The sequence below is a fragment of the Azohydromonas sediminis genome (assembly GCF_003574675.1).
Lineage (GTDB): Bacteria > Pseudomonadota > Gammaproteobacteria > Burkholderiales > Burkholderiaceae_C > Calidifontimicrobium > Calidifontimicrobium sediminis.
Map to the genome: position 1 here is coordinate 15,154 of NZ_QOAZ01000036.1, position 18,946 is coordinate 34,099.

The following is an 18,946-nucleotide window of genomic DNA, read 5'->3' on the forward strand; positions in this document are numbered from 1 at the left end:
CGCGTGACAGCGCCGCCCGCGCTCAGGCGGCGACCACCGGCAGGCCGTGCAGGCGCCACATGCCGATGCCGCCCTGCAGGTTCGAGACGTGGTTGTGGCCGTGGTGGACGAGGAACTGCATCGCCTGAAAGCTGCGCGCGCCGCTGGCGCAGGCGATGATCAGTTCGCGGTCGCGCGGCAGCTCGTGGTAGCGCTGCGCGAACTGCGACAGCGGCATCTGCACGACGTTCGGCGCGTCGAACGCGAGCCGCTGCACCTCGCCGGGCTCGCGCACGTCGATCAGCAGGGCGCCAGCGCTCAGGTGCTCCAGCGCGGTCGCGGGGTCGATCTGTCTCAGGCCGTGCATGGTCGGATCCTCGGCGGGGGCGCGGCGGTCAGCGCAGTGTATGCGTACTCAATCATGCACCAATCTTGAGACGCCCGGGAGGTCTTGATCTGGATCACGTGCCGCAACCATCGCCAGCGTATTATACCCGCATGGGTATCAAAGGCCCAGCGCGGTCGCAACCCCGGCGCGAGTCTTGACAGACATCAAGGTCGCCGGCCGCTTCACGGGTCAGGCTGCACACCGTGCGGCGGGGCCGCCGCCGCACGGCGCATGAAGGAAACCGTCATGATCCGAGACCCCATCCCCGCGCCCGGCGCATTGGCCGATGCGTCGCGGCGGCGCTGGCTGCAAGGCGTCGGTGCGGCCGGCCTGGCGGCGGGCGGCGCGGCGCTGCTGCCGGCCGGCGCCGCGCGCGCTGCCGCGCTGAAGACCCACGCGCGCATCGTGATCGCCGGCAGCGGGCTCGGCGGGCTGGCGATCGCCAACCGCCTGAGCCGCATGCTCGACGGCGCGAAGATCACCGTCGTCGACGCGAAGAAGGAACACAACTACCAGCCCGGCTACACGCTGGTGGCCACCGGCGTGTGGCCGGTGGGCAAGGTGCGCGACGCGAACGCGCGCTTCATGCCCGCCGGCGTCGAATGGGTGCAGGAGATGGTGGCCGAGTTCGACCCCGCGGCCAACACCGTCGTGACGACCAGCGGCAGGCGCATCGGCTACGACTTCCTCGTCGTCGCCACCGGTCTGCACCTGGACTACGCGCAGATCGAGGGCATGGACGTGGCCGCGATCGGCCACGACGGCCTGGCCAGCGTCTACGCCAGCCCGCAGGCGGCGCAGGCGACGTGGAACGCGCTCGACGCGTTCCGCAGGCGCGGCGGCACCGCGCTGATGACGCTGCCCGCCGGGCCGCTGAAGTGCGCCGGTGCGCCGCTGAAGATGACGTTCATGGTCGCCGACCGGCTGCGCCGGGCCGGCACGCTCGCCGCGTCGAAGATCCTGTTCCACACCGGGCTGCCGCAAGACACCGTGTTCGGCGTCAAGGTCGTCAACGACAAGGTGCTCGCGTACTGGGACGCGTTCGGCGTCGAGCGCCACCACCTGAGCAAGCTGGTGGCGGTGGACATCGGCGCGCGGCGCGCGACCTTCGTGAGCCCCGAAGGCGAGCGGCAAGAGGTGCCGTACGACTTCATCCACGTCGTGCCGCCGATGCGCGCACCCGACGCCGTGAAACGCAGCGCGCTGGCCGCGCAGGACGGCCCGATGGCGCCCGGCGGCTGGCTCGAGGTCGACAAGGACACGCTACGCCACAAGCGCTTCCCGAACGTGTTCGGCATCGGCGACATCAACGGCACGCCGCGCGGCAAGACCGCCGCGACGGTCAAGAAGAGCGCGCCGCTGGTGGCGCACAACCTGGTCGAGGTCGTCGCCGGCCGCGACGCCGACCAGAAGTTCGACGGCAACACCTCGTGCCCGCTGATCGTGCGCGAGGGCATCGGCGATGCTGATCGAGTTCGACTACGACGGCAGGCTGACGCCGTCGCTGCCGATGATCGAGCCGCTGCAGGAGAGCTGGATGGCGTGGCTGATGAAGTACCGCATGCTCAAGCCCGCGTACCTCGCGGTGCTCAAGGGCCGCGTCTGACGCGCGCAGGAGAACGCCATGTACGAGATCTGGCTCGTGATCAACATCGTCTGGGAGGTCGCGCTCGACCTGTGGCCGCTGCTGCTCGGTGCGGCCGTGCTGTGGGTCGCGCTGATGGCCACCGCGCTGCGCCGCCGCGGCGCGAACTGGCGCGGCGGCGTCAAGTTCGCGTTCGGCGCCGCGGTGCTGGCGGCGGTGGCCACCGTGCTGTGGCTGCCGGGGGCGACGCAGGCGTCGCTCGCCGACATGGCCTACTGGGTCGACTGGGCCAACCTGCTGGCGCTGGCCGCCGGCTTCGGCCTCGTCGCGGCCGCGTTCGCGTGGCCGCTCGGTGCGATGGCCGGCAGCCGCCGGGCCACACCCTGAGGAGGAGGCACGCGTGACGACCTCGACATCGCCCAACCCGCAAGCCACCGCGACCGCGACGCGGGCCGTGCTACCCAAGCTGCGCTACCTGTTCCCCGGCTGGTACGCGATCGTGATGGGCCTGACCGGCCTGGCACTGGCGTGGCACCGCGCCGAGCCGCTGATGGGCGCGATGGCCACCGGCGTCGCGCTCGTCGTCGGCGCGCTCGCGGCCGTCGTGTTCGCCGTGCTCGCGGTGGCCACCGTGCTGCGCGGCATCTACCACGCCGACGCGTGGCGCGAGGACCGCCTGCACCCGGTGCGCCACAGCTTCGTCGCGACGCTGCCGATCGCGATCCTGCTGCTGGCCACCGTCGCGGTGGCGCTGCTCGGGCCGTCGTGGTGGGCCGGCGCGCTGTGGTGGACCGGCAGCCTGAGCCAGCTCGTCGTGACCGCGTGGGTGCTCGGGCGCTGGTGGCGCGGCAACCAGAACGCGAACCTGAAGGAAGGCCTGCCGCCCGGGCTGGCGTGGGCCGGCGTGACGCCGGCGCTGTTCATCCCGGTCGTCGGCAACGTGCTGCCGCCGCTGGCCGGCGTGCCGCTGGGTCACGCCGAGTGGGCGGCCGCGCAGTTCGGCATCGGGCTGCTGTTCTGGCCCGTCGTGCTGACGCTGGTGCTGGTGCGCATCGCCGTGCAGGGCATGTTCCCCGAGCGCCTCCTGCCGACGGTGTTCATCCTGATCGCGCCGCCGGCGGTGTCGGCGCTCGCGCTGCTGCAGCTCGGCACGCCGCTGCCGGTGGCGTGGGCGCTGTGGGGCATGGCGCTGTTCACGCTGCTGTGGGTGGGCACGCAGCTGCGGCGTCTGGCGGCGCTGCCGTTCTCGCTGCCGCACTGGGCGCTGTCGTTCCCGCTGGCGGCGCTCACGGCGCTGACGCTGCGTCTGGCGGCGCCCGGCAGCGCGATGGCGCTGGCCGGCGTCGTGCTGCTGGCGCTGACCTCGCTCGTGATCGCGGGGCTGCTGCTCGGCACGCTGCGCGGGCTGCGCGACGGCAGCCTGCTCGCGCCCGAGCCGGTGGCGCCGATCGCGACACCCGCGCCCTGAGCACGCGGCGAGCCGGCGTGCGGTAGGCTGCGCGCAATGCTGCGCTACCTGACCGTCCCCGTCACGGCGTTCGCCCAGAACTGCTCGATCGTCTGGTGCGACCGCACCCTCGACGCCGCCATCGTCGACCCCGGCGGCGACCTGCCGCGGCTGCGCGCCGCGGTTGCCGAGCTCGGCGTGCGGCCGACGGCGATCTGGCTCACGCATGCGCACATCGACCACGCCGGCGCCACCGGCACGCTCGCGCGCGAAGAGGGCCTGCCCGTGATCGGCCCGCACCCGGGCGACCAGTTCTGGATCGACGCGCTGCCGCAGCAAAGCCGCATGTTCGGCTTCCCGCCGGCCGAGCCGTTCACGCCGACGCGCTGGCTCGCCGACGGTGACACGGTGCGAGTCGGCGACGAGGTGCTGACGGTGCGCCACTGCCCGGGCCACACACCGGGGCACGTCGTGTTCCACAGCGCGGCGGCGCGGCGCTGCTTCGTCGGCGACGTGCTGTTCGCTGGCAGCATCGGGCGCACCGACTTCCCCGGCGGCAGTCACGAGCAGCTGGTCGCGAGCATCGTCGAGCGGCTGTGGCCGATGGGCGACGACACCGTGTTCATCCCCGGCCACGGCCCCGAGAGCACGTTCGGGCGCGAGCGGCGCAACAACCCCTACGTCGGCGGCACCTGACGGGCCGCGGCGTCGTCGTGGCGCACCGCCGTGTGGAGCGGCGGGCTCAGGCCTTGCAGGCCGCGCCCTCGCAGAGCTCGGGCCCCTTCGCCCGTCCGTGCGTGCGCAGGCACGCAGGCAGCCGCGGGCTCAGGCCTTCGGTGGCGGGCCGAAGCGCTGCGTGGGCTTCTCGGCGCGCTGGTACAGCGGCAACACCTTCGGCAGCTTGTCTTGAATGTCGCGGATGCGCGTCTCGCCAGCCGGGTGCGTCGACATGAACTCGGGCGGCGCGTTGCGGTTGGCCGCGAGCATCTTCTCCCACAGCGTGATGCCGGCGGCGGGGTCGTAGCCCGCACGCGCGGCGAGCTCCATGCCGACGATGTCGGCCTCGCTCTCGTCGTCACGGCTGAACTTCAGCGTCAGCAGCTGCGCACCCATCCCGAGCACGGTGTCACCCACCGCGCCGAAGCCGAGCAGCGACGACACGATGTTGGCACCGACGCGCGTGGCTGCCGTCTTGCCCATGCGCTCGCGCGCGTGTTCGCGCAACGCGTGTGCCATCTCGTGGCCCATGATGGCGGCGACTTCGTCGTCGTTGAGCTGCAGCTTGTGCAAGATGCCCCAGTAGAAGGCGATCTTGCCGCCGGGCATGCAAAACGCGTTGATCTGCGCGCTGCCCAGCAGGTTGACTTCCCACTGCCATTGCCTCGCGCGCGGGTTCCACGGCTCGCAGTGCGGGATCATGCGCTGCGCGATCGCGCGCAGCCGCACCACCTGCGGGTGCGTCGCCGGCGCGAGTGCGCGCTGCTGCGCGGCCTCGCGCGTCATCTGCTGGTACTGCGCCGCCGCGGCGCGCTCGACCTCCTGCGCCGGCACCAGTTGCGCGAAGCGCGACGTGCGACCGACGTCGTCGCGCACGCCTTCGGCGAGCGCCGGCAGCGGCAGCAGCGCCGCACCGGCCAGGCCGGCGGTGAACGCCCGCCGACCGTGCAATGCACAGCGGCAGCCGGCACCGTGCGCCCCGATGCCGATCGGGGCCGGTGTCAGGTCGGCGTCGGTGCGGAAGGCGTGGCGTGCCATGCGGTCTCGGACCCGGGTCGCCGGCAGGCGGTTCCCCTGCGGCGCGTGGGCCCATTCTAGGCAGCGGGCGGCGGTCTCAGTCGTCGCTGGCGCCCGCCGTCGCCGGGTCGACCTCGAGCGCACGCACCGGTGCACGCAGCACCCACAGCAGCACCAGCGCCGGCAGCGCGGCGATCGTGCTGACGACGAAGAAGCTCGGCCACCCGATGCTCTCGGCGAGCACGCCGGCCAGCGGGCCGACCCACACGCGCCCGACCGACGCGAACGCGCTGAGCAGCGCGAACTGCGTCGCGGTGAAGCGCTGGTTGCACAGGCTCATCAGGAACGCGACGAATGCGGCCGTGCCCATGCCGCCCGACAGGTTCTCGAACGCGATCACCATCAGCAGCCCGCCGTCGACCTGCGTCGGCTGCGCGAGCGCGACGAAGCCCCAGTCGAAGGCCGGCAGCTCGAGCCCGGGCAGCACGCCGCGGCCGTTGACGGCCAGCCACCAGAAGCCGAGGTTGCTCGCCATCTGGAGCAGCCCGAACAGCATCAGCGAGCGCCACAGGCCGAGCTTGAGCATCAGCACGCCGCCGACCAGCGCGCCGCCGATCGTGAGCCACAGCCCGATCACCTTGTTGACGACGCCGACCTCGGCCGAGCTGTAGGCCATCGCCTTGAGCAGGAACGGCGTCATCAGCGCGCCGGCGAATGCGTCGCCGAGCTTGTACAGCACGATGAAGGCGAGGAAGCCCCAGGCGCCGGCCTGGCTGAAGTAGTTGTGCAGCCCGTCGAGCAGCGTGTGGAAGCGGGCGCGCCGCGCCGCCCACGCCGCCAGCGGCAGCGTCACCGCGAGCCCGAGCAGCAGCGCGAGCAGGTCGGTCCAGCGGCGGCGCAGCGGCTCGGCGAGCGCACTCGCGTCGAGCCACGGCCCGAGCAGCGCACCGGCCAGCGGCACGAAGGCCTGCTGCGTCAGCACATAGCCCGCGGCGACCGCGGCGACGACGGCGAAGAAGCCGGTGATGTCGTGGCGCGCCATCGTCGGCGTCGCGTCGGGGCGCGGCACGCGCGGCAGCGCGGTGGCCGACAGCACCGCGGCACCGACCATCAGCAGCGCCATCAGGCGGTAGACCTCGGGCCAGGTCCACGCACCGCCGGCCGTCGCGCCGGCCGGGTCGGTCCAGATGAAGGCGACGCCGCCGGAGACGATCATCGCCAGCCGGTAGCCGAGCACGTTGAGCGACGACCCGAGCCCGCGCTCGGCCGCCGGCAACAAGTCGGTGCGGTAGGCGTCGATCACGACGTCCTGCGACGCCGACGCGAAGGCCAGCGCCACCGCCAGCAGCGCGAACACCTGCAGCGCGCCGGCTGGCGACGTGTGCGACAGCGCCCACAGCACCGCGGCCAGCGCGAGCTGCGTGGCCACCAGCCAGCCACGCCGCCGGCCGAGCCACGGCAGGTCGAAGCGGTCCATCAGCGGCGCCCACAGGAACTTGAACGTGTACGGCAGACCGACCAGGCTGAGGAAACCGATCGTCGCGACGTCGAGACCATCGACCGTCATCCAGGCCTGCAGGGCCTGACCGGTCAGCGCCAGCGGCAGCCCGGACGCGAAGCCGAGCAGCGTGACGACGACGAGCCGGTGCGCCCGCGCGAGGCGTTCGGACGCCCCGGGGAACCCGCCTTGCCGCGCCTCGGAACCGGGGGGCGGAGCGGCTGGCGGAAGCGGCATCGGCCGATTCTAGGCAGCCCGATCGCGGGGCCGCCCCGGCCGGTGCGGTCTCACGGCAACCGTGTCCAGCTGCCGAAGCGACGGTGCACCGGCTGCGCCTCGGCCCAGGCCGCCAGCCGGCTGAGCCAGTCGGGGCGCGCCACCGCCTGCGGCCGCACCGCGCCGTCGCTGCGGCGCGCGCTCGGGCGGCGTTCGAGCAGACGCAACGGGGCCGTCTCGAGTGGCGTGGAAAACGGCGACGAGCCGCTCGCCGGTTGAACCCAGGTACCCATTCCGACTCCTCGCACGGCCTGAGGGTTAGTGCCTACGCAAAAACTGTAGAGGCTTTGCGGATGTGCACGCAAGGATCATCGTTGCAGGTCTTCGCTGCAAAATTGCAGCGTCAAGGGGAGCGATGCATGGCCGAGCTCGACTGGAGCGACCTGCGGTACGCACTGGCGGTGGGTCACGCCGGTTCGCCGGGCGCGGCGGCGCGCCGACTCGGCGTCAATGCGACGACGGTGCTGCGCCGCCTCGACGCACTCGAGGCACGCCTGGGCGCACGGCTGTTCGACCGCTCGCGGCGCGGCTACGTGCCCACCGACGCGGGCCGTCTCGTGATCGAGCAGGCGCGCCGCATGGCCGACCAGGCCGACGAGATCGAGCGCCGGGTGCTCGGCCGCGACCGCGAGCTGACCGGCCTGCTGCGGGTGACGACGGCGTTCGTGATCATGGAGCACCTGCTGCCGCACCCGCTGGCGGCCTTCGCGCGCGATTACCCCGGCATCGAGGTCGAGGTGGTCGAGAACGCGTTCCTCGTCGACCTGTCGCGCCGTCACGCCGACCAGGCGCAGACCTGGGCCCGGCTCGAAGCCGACGTCGCGCTGCGCATGTCGACGCACGTGGCCGAGCACCTCGTCGGTCGCCAGCTCGGCACGACGCAGTGCCGTGCCTACGCGCTGCGCGGCGGCGCCGGGCTGCCGCAGTCGGTGCAGCCGCTCGAGACGCTGGTGCGCGAGGTGCCGTGGGTCGCGTTCGAGCGCGACGCCCACGCGCGGGTCTACGACCGCTGGATGCGCAGCCAACTCGCGCAGGCGCGCGTGCGCGTGCGGGTGGACATCTTCAACGCGATGGCGGCGATGCTGCGCACCGGCGTGGGCATCAGCGTGCTGCCGACCTTCATGGCGGCGCGTCATCCCGAGCTGGTGCCGGTGTCGGACCCGATCCCCGAGCTGTCGGTGCCGGTGTGGATGCTCACCCACCCGGACCTGCGCCAGACCGCGCGGGTGCGCGCTTTCATGCAGCACGTCGGTGACGCCGTCGCGGCGCGCCTGGCCACCGTGCCGCCGGACCACTGAGCGATAGCCCGCTGCGTCAGATGACAGGAAAGACGATCGCTGCGAGGATGTGAGCTCACACTTATTTACCACCTTGCGCCCGCACCGGCACGCCGTCCCGGCTTGAGGTTTTTGGCCCGTTTCAGTACCATGACGGGTTTTCCAGTCAGGGTTACCCCGTGTCTGAGTCCGGTCTGCCGCCGTCGTCGCCCGCTCGAAGCGAGTTGGTGAACGCTTACACGGCACAGGCCGAGAGGCCACGGAGCCGGCCGCGCGCGGCGTGGGTGGCCGGTGTCGCGCTGGCGGCATCGTTGACCGCCTCGCTGCTGGCTTCGGCACCCGCGTCGGCGCGCGCGCCGGCCGACACGCTGCCGACGGTGACGTGGTCCGAGCTGCCCCCGCAGGCGCGCGAGACGCACCAGCGCATCGTGAGCGGCGGGCCGTTTCCGTACGCGAAGGACGGCACCGTGTTCTTCAACCGCGAGCGCCTGCTGCCTGCGCAGCCGCGCGGCTGGTACCGCGAGTACACCGTGCCCACGCCCGGCGCGCCCCACCGCGGCGCGCGGCGCATCGTCTGCGGCGGGACGGTGCCGACCGCGCCGCAGGCCTGTTACTACACCGCCGACCACTATGCGAGCTTCGCGCGCATCGTGCAGGCACCGTGAGCCGGTTTCGTTTTTCGTGATCCTGGAGGATCGTGACCATGCTCTTGCAGACCGTCCGACCAAACATCGTGCAGGCGATACGCGCCTACCGCGTCGATGACCTGATGCACGCCGCGCAGACCGCCGGCCAGCATTTCCTGTACGCCAACCTCGGCGAGGCGCAGACCAAGCAGGACGTGCTCGAGACGATCGCGCAGTCGTTCCTGTTCCCGGCGCACTTCGGCAAGAACCTCGACGCGCTGTACGACTGCATGACCGACCTCGTGCACAAGGCCGGGGCGCAGCCGGGATTCGTCGTCGTGCTCGACCAGATCCCGGACAACCCGCGCTTCGACCGCGAAGCACGCGAACAGCTGCTCGACGTGTTCCGCGACGCGGCCGACTTCTGGGCCGAGCGCAGAGTACCGTTCAGGTGCTTCTATTCTTTTCGGTAGCCCGCTCCCAGGAAATCGGGTCATGGGAGCGGGCGACGGAAGTGGCCCACAACAGCACGCTGAAGCCGGCGGCGAAGATCGCGGTGCCGAAGAACGGCGTGAACCCCCACTTCGGCATGAACATGCCGATGATGACGAGCGCATTCGACACTGCGATGTGGCTCGACGCGGCGTGACGCCGGCCCGGCGCACGGCGTGAGACACGGCGGCCTGCGGGCCGCCGTTGTTCTTTTCAGCGCGGCAATGCTGCGGCCAGCGCGACGTACTCGGCCACCGGCACCTCCTCGGCACGCCGCTGCAGGTCGAACGCCCCGGCGAAGCGCTGTGCGTCGAGCCAGCGCCCGAGCGTGTGGCGCAGCAGCTTGCGCCGCTGCGAGAACGCCACCGTCACCAGCTCGCCGAGCCGCTCGGCGTCGACGGCCGGCGGCGCGTCGTGCGGGCGCAGCCGCACGACGGCCGAGTCAACGCGCGGCGGCGGCTCGAACGCTTGCGGCGGCACGTCGAACAGCGGCTCGACGGCGCAGCGCCACTGCAGCATCACCGTCAGGCGCCCGTAGTCCTTGCCACCGGGTGCCGCCGCCATCCGCGCGACGACCTCCTTCTGTAGCATGACGTGCGCGTCGCGCCAGTGCGCGGCGGCGTCGAGCAGGTGGAACAGGATCGGCGTCGAGATGTTGTACGGCAGGTTGCCGACGACGCGCAGCGGCTGGCCGCGCCCGCGCGCCAGTGCCGCGAAGTCCACCGTCAGCACGTCGGCCTCGACGACGTCGAGCCCGGCGCGCTGGCGCAGCCGCGCGGCGAGGTCGCGGTCGAGCTCGATCACGGTGAGCGCGCCGCAGCGCGCGAGCAGCGGCGCCGTCAGCGCCCCCAGGCCGGGCCCGATCTCGATCAGCGCGTCGCCGGGCCGTGGGTCGACGGCGGCGACGATGGCGTCGATGACGCCGGCGTCGACGAGGAAGTGCTGGCCGAAGCGCTTGCGCGCGATGTGCTTCACCGGCGCCGAAACCCGCGCATTCAACGCGCGTCGTCGCGCAGTTCGATGTAGGCCTGCGCGCGCAGCTCGCGCACCCAGTCGCGGTACGCCTGCTCGTACTTGCGCTCACGCAGTGCATTGGTCGCCAGCTGGCGCTGCTGGCGCGCGTCGAGCTCGACGCTGCGCCGCTCGAGCACCTGGATCAGGTGCACGCCGAAGCGCGAGACGACCGGCTCGGACACCCCACCCACCGGAAGCGCATTCATCGCCTGCTCGAACTCGGGCACGAAGCTGCCCGGCGCGGTCCAGCCGAGGTCGCCGCCCTGCGGCGCCGACGCGTCCTCGGAGATTTCGCGCGCGACGTCCTCGAAGCGCCGCGCCCCCGTCGTGATCGCGCGGCGCACCTCGGCGAGCTGGCGCTGCGCGGCCGACGTGCCCGCCGGCGTGCTCGGCCGCAGCAGGATGTGGCGCGCGCGCGTTTGCGTGACGACGAACGCGTTGGCGTCGCGGCGCTCGACGAGCTTGAGCACGTGGAAGCCCGCACCGCTGCGCACCAGCGACGGCAGCACGTCGCCGGCGCGCAGATCGCGCACCGCATCGACGAACAGCTCGGGGAGGCGGTCGGCCGGGCGCAGGCCGATCTCGCCGCCACGCTCGCGGTTCGGGTCCTGCGACAGCTCGCGCGCGACGGCGGCGAAGTCCTCGCCGGCACGCACGCGCGCCAGAGCCGCCTCGGCGCGCGCGCGCCGCTCGGCCTCGACGGCGGCGTCGGCGCCCTCGGGCACCGGCACCAGGATCTGCGCGATGTTGAACTGGCGCGCGCCGGCCGCCGCGGCGCGGCGCTCGGCGAGGTAGGCGTCGATCTCCTCGTCGGTGATGCGGATGCGCCGCGCAACCTCGCGCTCGCGCACCCGCTCGACGAGCAGCTGGTCGCGGATGTCGGCGCGGAAGCGGTTGAAGTCCATCCCTTCGCGCTCGATGCGCGCGCGCAGCTGCGCCGGCGGAATCTGGTTTTGCAGCGCGACGCTGGCCAGCGCGCGCTCGAGCTCGGCGTCGTCGATGCGCACCCCGCTGTCGCGCGCGAAGCTGAGCACGACGCGCTCGTCGATCAGGCTGTCGAGGACTTCACGGCGCAGCTGTGCCGGCGGCGGCAGCGGGGTGCTGGCGCGCGCAGCGCCCTCGCGCACGCGCGCCAGCCGCTGGTCGATCTCGACCGCGGTCACCGACTCCTGGTTGACGACGGCGACGATGTAGTCGGCCGTGCGCGGCTGCGCGGCTGCGCCAGGCGCGACGACGGCACCGGCCAGCGCGACGGCGACAGCGGCCACGACGAGGCGCAGCACCCGCACCGGTTCGCCGGCAATCGATCGATCAGTCATAGCTTCGGGGTGGCGGCGGCGTGGTGTCCGGCTCGCGCAGCAGTCGGTAGCCGGGGATATTGTCCTTCAGCGTCGACAGCGGGTTCGAGCCCAGCCGCGACAGGCCGACGAGCTCCAACTGCAGCATCACGCGCGACACCGCTTCGGTGCGTCCGGTCGACGTCCTCTCGGCGACGATGCGCGCGATCCAGCACCCGCTGTCGAGCTCGACGCCGAGCAGCGAGTCGGTCAACCGCTGGTCACGCAGGCTGTAGTTCAGCCGCCCGACGCTGTAGGCGCTCGTCTTGCAGGCACCTGCGTCGCGGCGCTCGCCCTCGACGGGTCCGAACAGCGGCCACTGCCAGCCGGCCTCGACCTGTTCGCTCAGGTCGCGCGCGAGGCGGTAGCGCACACCGACGGCGCGAAACGGCCCCGGCGAGTAGCGCGCGCCGACGATCGAGCGCGTCGTGCTGCCCAGGCTCGGGCTGTACTGCGCCGACGCGTCGAGCGTCCACTGCCGCGACAGCGTCGACGACGCACTGAGCAGCACGTCAGAGAAGCGTTGCGTCAGCGGCGGACCCTCGGCCGAGATCCGCTGGTCGCGAAACAGGTAGCGCTGCACGAGTGCGAAGCGCAGCTTCTCGACGCCGGTGGCGACGTCGATGAAGCGCGTCGACACGCCGGCCGTGACCTGGTGCGCGTCGGAGACGCGGTCGATGCCGCTGAACGCGTTGTCGCTGTAGATCGAGACCTCGTTGAAGTCCTTCGGCGCCGCGTCGAAGTTCGGCAGCGCGGACTGGTCGCGCCGCGGCGTGTGTGCGTACAGGATGCGCGGCTCGAGCGTCTGCCGCAGATCCAGGCCGAGCCAGCGGGTGCGGCGCTCGAAGAGCAGCGTGCCGTCGACGCTGAGGGTCGGGATCGCGCGCGCGGCCTGGCGACGCCCGTCGGCCATCGGCTCGTCGGTGTCGTACGCCGCCGCGTTGAGCGCGAGCCGCGGCACCAGCGCGCCGTACGACGCACGCAGCGGCCACGCGAGGCTGCCGAGCAGGTGCACGCGCTGGCCGGTGGGCAGCGTGTCGTCGCTGCCGGGCGGGCGGTCGAAGCGGTTGTATTCGGTCTCCAGACCGTATTCGACGCCGGAATCGAAACGCCCACGCCCGCGCACGCCCAGCTGCGGGCTGCGCTGGTACGGCGCGACGATCACCGCCAGCGGATCGCCCTGCAGCACCTGCCAGTGCTGCAGCCCGGCGTACGCCGTCCACTCGCGCCCGAACACGCCGAAGCGGCGGTGTACCTCGAGCTCGCGCGGCAACAGGCGGGGCGTGAAGCGCGCGCCGTCGCGGTCGAAGTCCTTCCAGTAATCGTCGTCGGAGACCTGCTGCAAGTCGGCGCGGTAACGCCAGCCGTCGAGGACGCCCTCGTGCTGCAGCGCCAGCGCCGAGCGCGTGCGCCCGGCCACGCGGTCCTCGGGCAGCACGTGCGCGCGCACGATCCCACGATACGCCGCATCGAGGTAGCGGAACTCGCCGCCCAGCCCGGCGCCGCGCTTCGCGTAGACCGTGGGCACCAGCGTGGCGTCGTACGGTGGCGCGATGTTCCAGTAGTACGGCACGCCCACCGTCAGGCCACTGCGGCTGTCGAGCTTCAGGTCCGGCGGCAGCCACCCGGACTTGCGCGCCGAGGTCAGCGGAAACGTCAGCACCGGTGCGGCCAGGATCGGCACGCCGAGAAAGCGCAGCACGGCGCCCTCGGCGCGTCCTTCGTTGTTCTCGAAGTCGAGGTCGACACGGCGCGCCGACAGCAGCCAGTCGGGCGTGCCGGTGCCGTCGCGCGCGCAGCTCGTGTAGTCGCCGTCGACGATGCGTGCGTGCTGGCGGTCGATGAAGTCGATGCGCTCGGCGCGGCCACCGGCCTGCGCGCGCGAGATGAAGTAGTCGGGCTCGAGGAAGTAACCCTCGTAGCGCTCGAGCTGCAGCTCAAGCTCGCGGCCGCGGTAGACGTCGCCGTTGGCACGGATCTCGACCGCGCCGCTCGCACGCGCGACGTCGGTGGCCACGGTGTAGCTCAGGCGGTCGGCGCGAATCGTCAGCGGGCCACGGCGCAGCCGCACGTCGCCGCTGGCCACCGCGTCGACGTCGGTGCGCGCGTCGATGCGCGCGGCCTCGAGTTCGACCGGCTCGCCGGCCGGCTGCGCGTAGGCGGGCACCAGCGCGGCCGCCGTCAGCGCCAGCACGGCGCTGGCGATGCGGCGCATCGTGCACGGTGGCGACAGCGGGTGGACCGGAAACGGTGGCACGGAAGGCAAGGGCGCGGTGTGGACGCGACGGGGCGTGCGGGTGAGTGCAGGATCGCTGCCCGGACCCCGGACGCAGCCGGTCCGTGCCCGCGGCGGCGATCCGTAGAATTCATTATCTGCGAGGCCCGCACCCGATCTGGCCACCAGCGAGGCGCGAGCCGCCGCCCATCCACACCATGCCCCTGCCCGACCGCGTGACTTGGGCCACCCCGGCCCGTCGAGACGCCTTCGCCGCCTGGATCGCGCCGCTGGCGGCGCGCCACGGCCTGCGGCTCGACACGCTGCGCCCGGCGTCGGCCGACGCGAGCTTTCGCCGCTATCTGCGCGTCGACACCGACGGCGGCGGCAGCCTGATCGTGATGGATGCCCCGCCGCCGCAGGAAGACGTGCGCCCGTTCCTGCACGTCGCGGCGCTGATCGAGCGCGCTGGGCTGCACAGCCCGCGCGTGCTGGCCGCCGACGAAGCGCTCGGCTTCGTGCTGCTCGCCGACCTCGGCCAGACGCCGTACCTGCAGGCGCTGGCCGCCGCCGACGCCGCCGGCGCCGACCGCCTGATGCGCGACGCGATCGGCGCGCTGGTGCGCTGGCAACGCGACGTCGACGCCACCACGCTGCCACCTTACGACGCGGCGCTGCTGCAGCGCGAGCTCGCGCTGTTTCCCGAGTGGTGCGTGCAGCGCGAGTACGGCATCGCGTGGGGCGAGCGCGAGCGCGCGAGCTGGGAGCGCCTGACGGCGCTGCTGGTGGCCAGCGCGCTGGCACAGCCGGTGGTCGCGGTGCACCGCGACTGGATGCCGCGCAACCTGATGGTCGCGCAGCCGAACCCCGGCATCCTCGACTTCCAGGACGCGGTGCGCGGCCCCGTCACGTACGACATCGCGTCGCTGCTGCGCGACGCCTTTCTCTCGTGGGACGAGGAGCGCGAGATCGACTGGGCGGTGCGCTGGTGGCAGCAGGCGCGTGACGCGGGGCTGTTCGGCGAGCACCCGATCGGCCAGGACTTCGGCGAGTGCTGGCGCGCGCTCGAGTGGATGGGGCTGCAGCGCCACCTGAAGGTGCTGGGCATCTTCTGCCGCCTGAAGCACCGCGACGGCAAGCCGGCGTACGCGGCCGACCTGCCGCGCTTCTTCGCCTACGCGGTGCGCGTGGCCACGCGCTACCGTCCGCTCGAGCCGCTGCTCGCGCTGCTCGAGCCGATGGTCGGCGAGGGCATGGTCGCCACCGGTTACTCGCTGCGCTGAACGGACCCGAAGCGCCAAAGTTTCACGAACGCAACGCCATTTCCGAGACCGCGGTCGGATTTCCCGGCACGCGGCCCGCTTCGGGAGCACACTGCGATTGCTGCTTTGCAACATCGATGTCCGCCTCGCTTCCACCCTCACGCCCTGTCGACCCGACTCCGAACGATCGGGGACCGGCGCTGTCCGAATGGGTCGGACTGAAGTGGCTGATGGGCCTGCAGGGCCGGCGCATCGATGTCGCGCGGCTGCAGGGCGACCCCGACTACGCGCGCTGCTGCCTCGACGAAGCGTGCGCCTGCGCCGACCCGGCGCTGCGCGACTACGCGGCGCGGCTGCGGCAGCGCCTGGCGGCCTGAGCCGGTCTCAGGGGCACGCGGCGATCACCTGCGCGACGGCGGCCGTCAGCCGCTTCGCGTACGGCACGTGCAGGAACTCGTTCGGGCCGTGCGCGTTGCTCTTCGGCCCGAGTACACCGCACACCATCATTTGCGCGCGCGGGAAACCGCGCTGCAGCATATTCATCAGCGGGATCGTGCCACCCTGGCCGATATAGCCCAACGGTGCGCCCCAGTGCGCGCGCGACGCGGCGTCGAGGGCCGATTCGAGCCACGGCGCCAGGTCGGGCGCGTTCCAGCCGGTGGCGCCGTACTGGCCGGCGCGGCCGTCGGGCTCGAACGTGACCTTGGCGTTGTACGGCGCGTTGTCCTCGAGCAGCGACTTCAGCGTCATCGCCGCCTCGTGGCCGTCGACGAGCGGCGGCAGCCGCAGGCTCAACTTGAACGTGGTGTAAGGCCGCAGCACGTTGCCGGCATCGCCGAGCGCCGGCAAGCCTTCGGCACCGGTGACGCTCAGCGTCGGGCGCCACGTGCGGTTGAGCAGCGCCTGCGCGGGGTCGGTCGTCGTCGGCAGCACGGGGCCGCCGTCGGCGCCGCAGGCCCAAGGGAAGCGCTGGTAGACCTCGGCGCCGAGCACGGCCGCGGCGGCGCGCGCCTGCTCGACGCGCGCCGCCGGGATCTCGCAGTGGAAGCTGCCGGGCAGCAGTGTGCCGGTGCGGCTGTCCTCGAGCCGGTCGAGCAGCTGGCGCAGGATGCGAAAACTCGACGGCACGACGCCGCTCGCGTCGCCCGAGTGCACGCCCTCGGCGAGCACCTGGACCTTCAGCACGCCGCTGACCATGCCGCGCAGCGACGTCGTCAGCCACAGCTGGTCGTAGTTGCCGGCGCCCGAGTCGAGGCACACGACGAGGCCGACGCGGCCCAGCCGCTCGCGCAGCGCGTCAAGGTACGCCGGCAGGTCGGGCGAGCCGCTTTCCTCGCTCGTCTCGATCAGGCCGACGCAGCGCGGGCGCCCGAGGCCGTGCGCATCGAGCGCCTCGATCGCGCTGACGGCGGCGTAGACGGCGTAGCCGTCGTCGGCGCCGCCGCGGCCGTAGAGCAGGTCGCCGTCGAGCTTCGCCGTCCACGGCCCCAGGTCGCGCCGCCAGCCGGCGAACTCGGGCTGCTTGTCGAGGTGGCCGTACAGCAGCACGGTGTCGCCGCTGCCGGCGCGCGTGGCCGGCACCTCGAAGACGATCACTGGCGTGCGCCCGGGCAGGCGCACGACCTCGACCACGAGGCCGGCCACCGGCCGCGACTCGACCCACGCCGCGGCGTCGCGCACGACGCGCTCGAGGTGGCCGTGCGCGACCCAGCCGGGGTCGAACATCGGGCTCTTGGCCGGCACCGCGATGTAGTCCTTCAGCGCCGCCACGATGCGCTCGTCCCAGGCGCGCTCGGCGAACGCGCCGAGCGCGCCGGCTTCGTCGGGCTCGATCGGCTGCAGCGGGTCGCGGGCGTTCATCGCGTCACTCCGGGTCGTCGACGGCGACCAGTGTAGACCGCGCGCTATGCTGAACGCCGCGCGAAAGGAACCGCCATGGCCAACGACTTCTTCGCCCTCGCCCTCGACGACGCGACCGGCATCGCAACCCTCGAGCTCAACCGCCCCGAGCGGCTGAACACGGTCGCCCCGGCGTTCTTCGGCGCACTGCGCGACGACGTGCAGCGCCTGTCGGACGAGGGCCGCACGCGCGTGCTCGTGATCCGCTCGACCGGCAAGCACTTCTGCGCCGGCATGGCGCTCGACGTGTTCGCCAGCGGCCTGGCGATGCTCGACACCGGCGACGCACGCAAGCGCCTGGCGTTCCAGGACGCGCTGCGCCGGCTGATGGCGTGCTTCGACGTGCTCGACGAGGCGCGCTTTCCGGTGATCTGCGCGGTGCAGGGCGGCTGCGTCGGCGCCGGGCTCGACCTCGCGGCGGCGTGCGACATCCGCGTGTGCAGCGCCGATGCGTTCTTCACGGTGCAGGAGATCCACATCGGCATGGCGGCCGACGTCGGCTCGCTGCAGCGGCTGCCGAAGATCGTGCCCGACGGCGTCGCGCGCCAGATGGCCTATACCGGCGAGCGGCTCGGCGCCGAGCGCGCGCTCGCGGTCGGGCTCGTCAACGCCGTGCTGCCGGATGCCGCCGCGCTGCACGCGCACGCGCAGCAGCTCGCCGCCGAGATCGCCGCGAAGAGCCCGCTGGCGATCGCCGGCAGCAAGCGCGCGCTGAACTACGCGCGCGACCACGGCACCGCCGACGCGCTCGCGCAGATGACGCTGCTGCAAAGCGCGATCTTCGACCTCGGCGAGATGACGACGGCGATCGCGGCGTGGAAGGACAAGCGCCCCGCCGAGTTCGACCCGCTCGCGCCGGTGACGCCGGCCGCGTGAGCCGCCGGCGTCAGCCCTTGCGGTGGATCGCCAGCGGGCCGTGCGCCTGGCACGCCGGCATCATCTCGATGACGTTGATGTTGACGTGCGGCGGCAGCTGCGCGACCCAGGCCACGGCCTCGGCGATGTCGTCGGGCACGAGCGGCTCGGTGCCGGCGTAGACCGACGCGGCGCGCGCGTCGTCGCCCTTGAAGCGCACGTTCGAGAACTCGCTGCCGCCGACCAGCCCCGGCTCGATCACGGTCGCGCGCACCGGCGTGCCGAGCAGGTCGGCCTTCAGGTTGCGCGTGAACTGGTGAACGAAGGCCTTCGTCGCGCCGTAGACGTTGCCGCCCGGGTACGGCGTGCCGCCGGCCACTGAGCCGATGTTGATCACGTGGCCGCGCCCGCGCTCGACCATGCCCGGCAGCAGCGCGCGCGTGCAGCGCATCAGGCCGGCGACGTTGGTCGCGACCATCGTCTCCCAGTCGTCGAGGCTGGCGCGGTGCGCCGGCTCGAGCCCGAGCGCGAGACCGGCGTTGTTGACGAGCAGGTCGACGGCAGCAAACCCGGCCGGCAGCGCCGTCGGCAGCGCCTCGACCGCGGCACGGTCGGTGACGTCGAGCGGCCACGCGAGCACGCGCTCGCCGAGTTCGGCGGCGAGCGCCGCGAGCCGGTCGGCGCGGCGCGCACAGGCGACGACGCGCCAGCCGTCGGCGTGCAGCCGGCGCACGATCGCGGTGCCGAAGCCGGCGCTGGCGCCGGTGACGAGCGCGATGCCGGGGGGTGTCGAAGCGGCGGTCATGGACAGGCTCCTCGGGCGGCGGGCCTCAGAGGCTGAGAGGCAATTGATCGCCGCAGACGCCCGTCGGGTTGGCGTCAGGGCCAGAGGAACGAACGTCACGCGGCGCTGCTGCGCGGGTGATGTCGCTGCGACGGGCTCGTGCGCGCTTCGCAGCGCTTGATTCGGGTCGATTTCTCATCTTCCGCACCCCTTACGCGGCCGCCAGGGCCGCTGCGGGCGCACCTGTGCCCAGACCGACCCACTGCGGTGCGATCTTG

The 18,946-nt window shown here is 72.6% G+C and carries 19 protein-coding genes; 10 read left to right on the forward strand and 9 right to left on the reverse strand.

Annotation, left to right across the window (positions count from 1 at the left end; translation table 11 throughout):
* Nucleotides 1–22 precede the first annotated feature (22 nt).
* Nucleotides 23–346 carry a rhodanese-like domain-containing protein gene (locus DRV96_RS15105; RefSeq protein WP_119292626.1) on the reverse strand — a complete coding sequence of 108 codons (324 nt, stop codon included), beginning with the start codon at nucleotides 344–346 and terminating at the stop codon, nucleotides 23–25.
* A gap of 84 nt (nucleotides 347–430) precedes the next feature.
* Here DRV96_RS15105 and DRV96_RS15110 point away from each other — a divergent pair, with 84 nt between their 5' ends.
* Genes DRV96_RS15110 through DRV96_RS15125 form a run of 3 tightly spaced genes read left to right on the forward strand, consistent with a single transcriptional unit; the run spans nucleotide 431 to nucleotide 4,095 of the window.
* Nucleotides 431–2,356 carry an NAD(P)/FAD-dependent oxidoreductase gene (locus DRV96_RS15110; protein ID WP_235823431.1) on the forward strand — a complete coding sequence of 642 codons (1,926 nt, stop codon included), beginning with the start codon at nucleotides 431–433 and terminating at the stop codon, nucleotides 2,354–2,356.
* The gene (locus DRV96_RS15120) at nucleotides 2,353–3,420 is read left to right on the forward strand and encodes an SLAC1 anion channel family protein (protein ID WP_235823432.1); all 1,068 of its coding nucleotides are present in this window, start codon (nucleotides 2,353–2,355) and stop codon (nucleotides 3,418–3,420) included. The genes DRV96_RS15110 and DRV96_RS15120 overlap by 4 nt, the downstream gene beginning before the upstream one ends.
* Nucleotides 3,421–3,456: 36 nt before the next feature.
* Nucleotides 3,457–4,095 carry an MBL fold metallo-hydrolase gene (locus DRV96_RS15125; RefSeq protein WP_119292631.1) on the forward strand — a complete coding sequence of 213 codons (639 nt, stop codon included), beginning with the start codon at nucleotides 3,457–3,459 and terminating at the stop codon, nucleotides 4,093–4,095.
* 129 nt (nucleotides 4,096–4,224) lie between these two features.
* On the opposite strand, the gene DRV96_RS15130 is transcribed toward DRV96_RS15125, so the two are convergent.
* The 3 genes from DRV96_RS15130 to DRV96_RS18165 all read right to left on the reverse strand — a co-directional run bounded on the left by DRV96_RS15130 (nucleotide 4,225) and on the right by DRV96_RS18165 (nucleotide 7,140).
* A complete protein-coding gene (locus DRV96_RS15130; protein WP_119292633.1) occupies nucleotides 4,225–5,154 on the reverse strand; it encodes a M48 family metallopeptidase in 930 nt (309 codons plus the stop codon).
* Between the two features lie 76 nt (nucleotides 5,155–5,230).
* On the reverse strand, nucleotides 5,231–6,868 hold the full coding sequence (locus DRV96_RS15135; RefSeq protein ID WP_119292635.1) for an AmpG family muropeptide MFS transporter: 1,638 nt from the start codon (nucleotides 6,866–6,868) through the stop codon (nucleotides 5,231–5,233).
* A gap of 50 nt (nucleotides 6,869–6,918) precedes the next feature.
* Complete coding sequence (locus DRV96_RS18165) at nucleotides 6,919–7,140, reverse strand: hypothetical protein (RefSeq protein ID WP_162911094.1); 222 nt, start codon at nucleotides 7,138–7,140, stop codon at nucleotides 6,919–6,921.
* Between the two features lie 126 nt (nucleotides 7,141–7,266).
* Here DRV96_RS18165 and DRV96_RS15140 point away from each other — a divergent pair, with 126 nt between their 5' ends.
* The 4 genes from DRV96_RS15140 to DRV96_RS18725 all read left to right on the forward strand — a co-directional run bounded on the left by DRV96_RS15140 (nucleotide 7,267) and on the right by DRV96_RS18725 (nucleotide 9,459).
* Nucleotides 7,267–8,205 carry a LysR family transcriptional regulator gene (locus DRV96_RS15140; RefSeq protein ID WP_162911095.1) on the forward strand — a complete coding sequence of 313 codons (939 nt, stop codon included), beginning with the start codon at nucleotides 7,267–7,269 and terminating at the stop codon, nucleotides 8,203–8,205.
* Nucleotides 8,206–8,495: 290 nt separating this feature from the next.
* Entirely contained in the window at nucleotides 8,496–8,849 is a 354-nt protein-coding gene (locus DRV96_RS15145; protein WP_210757065.1) for a guanyl-specific ribonuclease, read from the forward strand.
* Between the two features lie 38 nt (nucleotides 8,850–8,887).
* Nucleotides 8,888–9,283: a barstar family protein gene (locus DRV96_RS15150; RefSeq protein ID WP_119292641.1), complete on the forward strand. Its 396-nt coding sequence runs from the start codon at nucleotides 8,888–8,890 to the stop codon at nucleotides 9,281–9,283.
* 41 nt (nucleotides 9,284–9,324) lie between these two features.
* Complete coding sequence (locus tag DRV96_RS18725) at nucleotides 9,325–9,459, forward strand: hypothetical protein (protein ID WP_259371667.1); 135 nt, start codon at nucleotides 9,325–9,327, stop codon at nucleotides 9,457–9,459.
* Between the two features lie 56 nt (nucleotides 9,460–9,515).
* Here the strand turns inward: DRV96_RS18725 and rsmA are convergent, their stop codons facing one another.
* The 3 genes from rsmA to DRV96_RS15165 are packed head-to-tail and all read right to left on the reverse strand — an operon-like array spanning nucleotide 9,516 to nucleotide 13,910.
* A complete protein-coding gene (gene rsmA / locus DRV96_RS15155) occupies nucleotides 9,516–10,277 on the reverse strand; it encodes a 16S rRNA (adenine(1518)-N(6)/adenine(1519)-N(6))-dimethyltransferase RsmA (protein ID WP_119292643.1) in 762 nt (253 codons plus the stop codon).
* Nucleotides 10,278–10,297: 20 nt separating this feature from the next.
* Nucleotides 10,298–11,635 carry a peptidylprolyl isomerase gene (locus DRV96_RS15160; RefSeq protein ID WP_119292645.1) on the reverse strand — a complete coding sequence of 446 codons (1,338 nt, stop codon included), beginning with the start codon at nucleotides 11,633–11,635 and terminating at the stop codon, nucleotides 10,298–10,300.
* Nucleotides 11,628–13,910, reverse strand: coding sequence for an LPS-assembly protein LptD (locus DRV96_RS15165; RefSeq protein ID WP_235823435.1), 2,283 nt, complete (start codon nucleotides 13,908–13,910; stop codon nucleotides 11,628–11,630). Before DRV96_RS15165 ends, DRV96_RS15160 begins: the two co-directional genes overlap by 8 nt.
* A 176-nt stretch (nucleotides 13,911–14,086) precedes the next feature.
* Here DRV96_RS15165 and DRV96_RS15170 point away from each other — a divergent pair, with 176 nt between their 5' ends.
* Both DRV96_RS15170 and DRV96_RS18170 read left to right on the forward strand, forming a co-directional pair.
* Nucleotides 14,087–15,151: an aminoglycoside phosphotransferase family protein gene (locus DRV96_RS15170; RefSeq protein WP_119292649.1), complete on the forward strand. Its 1,065-nt coding sequence runs from the start codon at nucleotides 14,087–14,089 to the stop codon at nucleotides 15,149–15,151.
* Nucleotides 15,152–15,360: 209 nt separating this feature from the next.
* Nucleotides 15,361–15,507 carry a hypothetical protein gene (locus DRV96_RS18170; protein ID WP_162911096.1) on the forward strand — a complete coding sequence of 49 codons (147 nt, stop codon included), beginning with the start codon at nucleotides 15,361–15,363 and terminating at the stop codon, nucleotides 15,505–15,507.
* A 7-nt stretch (nucleotides 15,508–15,514) separates the two neighbouring features.
* Here the strand turns inward: DRV96_RS18170 and DRV96_RS15175 are convergent, their stop codons facing one another.
* Nucleotides 15,515–16,990: a M20 family metallopeptidase gene (locus DRV96_RS15175; protein ID WP_119292652.1), complete on the reverse strand. Its 1,476-nt coding sequence runs from the start codon at nucleotides 16,988–16,990 to the stop codon at nucleotides 15,515–15,517.
* Between the two features lie 75 nt (nucleotides 16,991–17,065).
* Between DRV96_RS15175 and DRV96_RS15180 the strand changes: the two genes are divergently transcribed.
* Nucleotides 17,066–17,905 carry an enoyl-CoA hydratase-related protein gene (locus tag DRV96_RS15180; protein WP_119292654.1) on the forward strand — a complete coding sequence of 280 codons (840 nt, stop codon included), beginning with the start codon at nucleotides 17,066–17,068 and terminating at the stop codon, nucleotides 17,903–17,905.
* Between the two features lie 10 nt (nucleotides 17,906–17,915).
* Here the strand turns inward: DRV96_RS15180 and DRV96_RS15185 are convergent, their stop codons facing one another.
* Nucleotides 17,916–18,689 carry an SDR family NAD(P)-dependent oxidoreductase gene (locus DRV96_RS15185; protein ID WP_119292657.1) on the reverse strand — a complete coding sequence of 258 codons (774 nt, stop codon included), beginning with the start codon at nucleotides 18,687–18,689 and terminating at the stop codon, nucleotides 17,916–17,918.
* Nucleotides 18,690–18,946: the final 257 nt, after the last annotated feature.